Origin of the sequence: Kitasatospora sp. NPDC085879 (assembly GCF_040686255.1) — a bacterium.
Lineage (GTDB): Bacteria > Actinomycetota > Actinomycetes > Streptomycetales > Streptomycetaceae > Kitasatospora.
The window spans coordinates 1-3,073 of record NZ_JBFBJZ010000171.1; the positions used below are offsets into that span (position 1 = coordinate 1).

At 73.3% G+C, this 3,073-nt stretch carries 4 protein-coding genes and 1 pseudogene; 3 read left to right on the forward strand and 2 right to left on the reverse strand.

All coding sequences use genetic code 11. The features are described 5' to 3' along the window. Positions 1 to 191, reverse strand: a pseudogene (locus AB0P35_RS41745) (hypothetical protein); the annotation flags it as partial. A 351-nt stretch (positions 192 to 542) separates the two neighbouring features. Continuing rightward, positions 543 to 1,064, reverse strand: a complete 522-nt coding sequence (locus AB0P35_RS41750; protein WP_363521754.1) for a flavodoxin domain-containing protein — start codon at positions 1,062 to 1,064, stop codon at positions 543 to 545. A 243-nt stretch (positions 1,065 to 1,307) separates the two neighbouring features. Between AB0P35_RS41750 and AB0P35_RS41755 the strand changes: the two genes are divergently transcribed. The 3 genes from AB0P35_RS41755 (at position 1,308) to AB0P35_RS41765 (ending at position 2,953) form a co-directional block, all read left to right on the forward strand. Next, positions 1,308 to 1,745, forward strand: a complete 438-nt coding sequence (locus AB0P35_RS41755) for a CBS domain-containing protein (protein WP_363521757.1) — start codon at positions 1,308 to 1,310, stop codon at positions 1,743 to 1,745. An 89-nt stretch (positions 1,746 to 1,834) separates the two neighbouring features. Then, positions 1,835 to 2,542 carry a response regulator transcription factor gene (locus AB0P35_RS41760; protein WP_363521760.1) on the forward strand — a complete coding sequence of 236 codons (708 nt, stop codon included), beginning with the start codon at positions 1,835 to 1,837 and terminating at the stop codon, positions 2,540 to 2,542. Between the two features lie 111 nt (positions 2,543 to 2,653). Beyond that, positions 2,654 to 2,953, forward strand: coding sequence for an SHOCT domain-containing protein (locus tag AB0P35_RS41765; RefSeq protein WP_363521763.1), 300 nt, complete (start codon positions 2,654 to 2,656; stop codon positions 2,951 to 2,953). Positions 2,954 to 3,073: the final 120 nt, after the last annotated feature.

A 3,073-nucleotide genomic window follows, 5' to 3' on the forward strand; every position in this document is an offset into this window, starting at 1 on the left:
TCGATGCGCAGGACGCCGTCGGCGTAGGCGACCTCGATCCGGGCCGCGGCCTTCACGTCGCGGCTCTTGGCGGCGTCCGCGGGCCGGACATCGACCGTGGTGTCGGCCCGGTGGGCGGCGATGAACCGGATCCGCCCGGCGGGGACGTCGAGGGCGGCCGAGATGGGGGCGGGGGTGTCGAACTTCTGCATCGTGCTCTCCTGCGGCTCGTCGTTTCTGATGACCGAAACGCTACGTTGCATTCAAGGATTCGGCAACACGCTCGTTGCGAAGAATCGCCATCAATACAGGTAGTTGCCACAGAATTGTTGCAATGGTCTTGAGTTGAATGCAACGAGCGCGCTTCGCTCATTGCAATGAAGTGCGGGTGAACGCTATGACTGTCGGTCGGAGGGGCGGCGGTTCGGCCGGAAGCGCCGCTGCCGTCCCCGGCGAGTGCGACCGGCCGGCAACCGGCCGGGACGTCTGCGTCGCGCGCCACGCCCTCGGCGACCGCCCCCGCGCGGCGTCCTGACGGCGGTACCCGCCGGGCCCTCGATGGCTCAGACCAGCTCGGCTCCCCAGGCCCTGGCCCGGTCGAGTTCGCCGGCGCGCAGCGGGCCCTCGGTGTCCTCGACGATGAAGCCCTCGGGTTCGGCCGTCACGTCGTAGTGGTGGTGCGCCAGTCTGCGGGCGATCCCGTCGGCCGCGCCGCCGCTCATGCGGATGTCCGCGCGGGTGTCGAAGGCGGCGGCGTGCGTGCCCTGTTCGGTGTCCGGCAGCGTGTGGAACCAGCTCCGCAGGCCGGGGCTCCGGCCCGGCTCCGGGTCGGCGGGGGGTTCCGTGTCCTTCTCCTGTGCGCTGCGGGCGAGCTTGCGGCTCAGCCCCGACGACATTCCGTGCATGTGGGTCGGGCCGCCGACCACGAGCAGGTCCGCCGCCCGGGTGGCGTCGGCGGTGGCCTCGGCGACCGGCAGGCAGCTGACCTGCGAATCGGGCGCGGCCGCGTGGACGCCCTCGGCGATCGCCTCGGCGATCCGCCTGGTGTTGCCGTACATGCTCTCGTAGACGATCAGTGCTTGCATGGCTCGGTCACCTCGTTGCTCCGTCGGCGGGCGGTGCGCGGTGTCCGCCGGACGCCGTCCGCCGTACTGGTGAACACGGTCGACTCCGACGCGGGTCGGATGTGATCGTGTACGTCCATCGTCCGGTGGGCGGGCGCAACCGGGCAGGGCCGTTCGGGCCGTGGGCCGGGACCGACCGGCCCTGGCCGCCCGGGCCCGCGGACGGCTGTGCTGGGAGGAGCCGCAGCCGAGGGAGTTCCGAACATGCGTGTCTCGGACCTGATGATCTCGCCGCCCGTGACGGTCGCTCCCGACAGCACCGCCGCGGAGGCGGCGCGGCTGATGGACGGGCAGGCGATCGGCTGCGTCCTGGTGGCGGACAGCCGGGCCCTGCTCGGTGTGCTCACCGACCGGGACCTCGTCGTCCGGGTGCTGGCCGGCGGCGCGGACCCGCACACCTCGGTGGCGCGGCTGATGTCGGCGCCGGCGCTCACCGTCGACGCGGACGACGATCTGGCCGCCGCCTACCGCACGTTCCGCCGTACCGGGGTGCGGCGGCTGCCGGTCCTGCGCGACGGCACGCCGGTCGGCGTCATCACCGTCGACGACCTCTTCCTCGACGTCCTGCAGCGCTTCGCCGACCTGCTCGGCCCGGTCTCCCGCAGCACCCTGCGCGAGGACGCAGGCGACCCGCCGACCTGACCCGCCCGGGACACCGCGAGCCCGCTGCGGCACGGCGACCGCGCGCGCAGAATCGGGGAAGAGCCGACGAACGTCGCAAGGAGGCCGCGATGGACACGACCGGGGCCACCGGGGACGGGCCGCCCGTGCGCGTCTTCCTGCTGGACGACCACGAGATCGTGCGGCGCGGCGTGAAGGACCTGCTGGACGCCGAGCCCGACATCGAGGTCGTGGGCGAGGCGGGCACCTGCGCCCAGGCACTGGCCCGGGTGCCCGCCCTCAAGCCCCGGGTGGCCGTGCTCGACGTCCGGCTGCCCGACGGCGACGGGGTCACGGTCTGCCGCGAGCTGCGGGACCGGATGCCCGGGCTCGCCTGCCTGATGCTGACGTCCTTCGACGACGACGACGCGCTGCTGGACGCGATCATGGCCGGCGCGGCCGGCTACGTGCTCAAGCAGGTCAAGGGCTCGGACCTGGTCAGTGCCGTCCGCACCGTGGCGGCCGGCCAGTCGATGCTCGACCCGGCCACCACCAGCAAACTGATGGCGAACCTGCGCCACCACGACGAGAGCGACACCGAGGACCCCCTCGACCGGCTGACGCCCCGCGAGCGGGAGATCCTCTCCCTGGTGGGGGAGGGCAGGACCAACCGGGAGATCGGCAAGGAGCTCTACCTCGCCGAGAAGACGGTCAAGAACCACGTGTCGCGGCTGCTCGCCAAGCTCGGCGTCGAACGGCGCCTGCAGGCCGCCGTGCTCGCCGTACAGGCCGACGCCGAGTACCACCCGCCGCACGACCGTCCACCGCACGCGCACTGAGCCGGTCGTCCCGGCGGACAGGGCCGCTCGGCCCATGTGTTCGGGCCGCCGCAGGCGCACCGTGGGTCGTGAGGGCACCCGCCCCCGACCCGCCCGGACCAGGAGGCCGTGATGATGTACTGGAACGGCCACGGCATGAACGGCTGGGGCATCGCCCTGATGAGCCTCAGCACCCTGCTCGTCCTCGGGCTGCTGACCGCCGGCGTCGTCCTGCTGGCCCGCTACCTCGGCCGCGCGACCGTCGAGCCGCCCGCCCGACCGCCGGCCGAACCCCCGGCCGCACTGCATACCGAGCCCCGCGCCCCCGAAGCGCTGCTCGCCGAGCGCCTCGCCCGCGGTCAGATCGACGCCGACGAGTACCGGCAGCGCCTGGAAGCCCTGCGCTCGGCCCACCGGCCGGCCTCCGGCTGACCCGCCGACGGACCGGAGGAAACACCATGCCCGCCATCGCCCTGGACGCCGCCGCCCTGGAGACGCTGGTCGCCGCGGCGGTCGCCGCGCCGTCCATCCACAACAGCCAGCCCTGGCACT

Excerpts from the sequence above, each read along its gene's own strand:
- AB0P35_RS41755 (WP_363521757.1), top strand. The coding sequence starts at position 1,308 with ATGCGTGTCTCGGACCTGATGATCTCGCCGCCCGTGACGGTCGCTCCC.
- AB0P35_RS41765 (WP_363521763.1), top strand. The coding sequence starts at position 2,654 with ATGATGTACTGGAACGGCCACGGCATGAACGGCTGGGGCATCGCCCTG.
- AB0P35_RS41750 (WP_363521754.1), bottom strand. The coding sequence starts at position 1,064 with ATGCAAGCACTGATCGTCTACGAGAGCATGTACGGCAACACCAGGCGG.
- AB0P35_RS41760 (WP_363521760.1), top strand. The coding sequence starts at position 1,835 with ATGGACACGACCGGGGCCACCGGGGACGGGCCGCCCGTGCGCGTCTTC.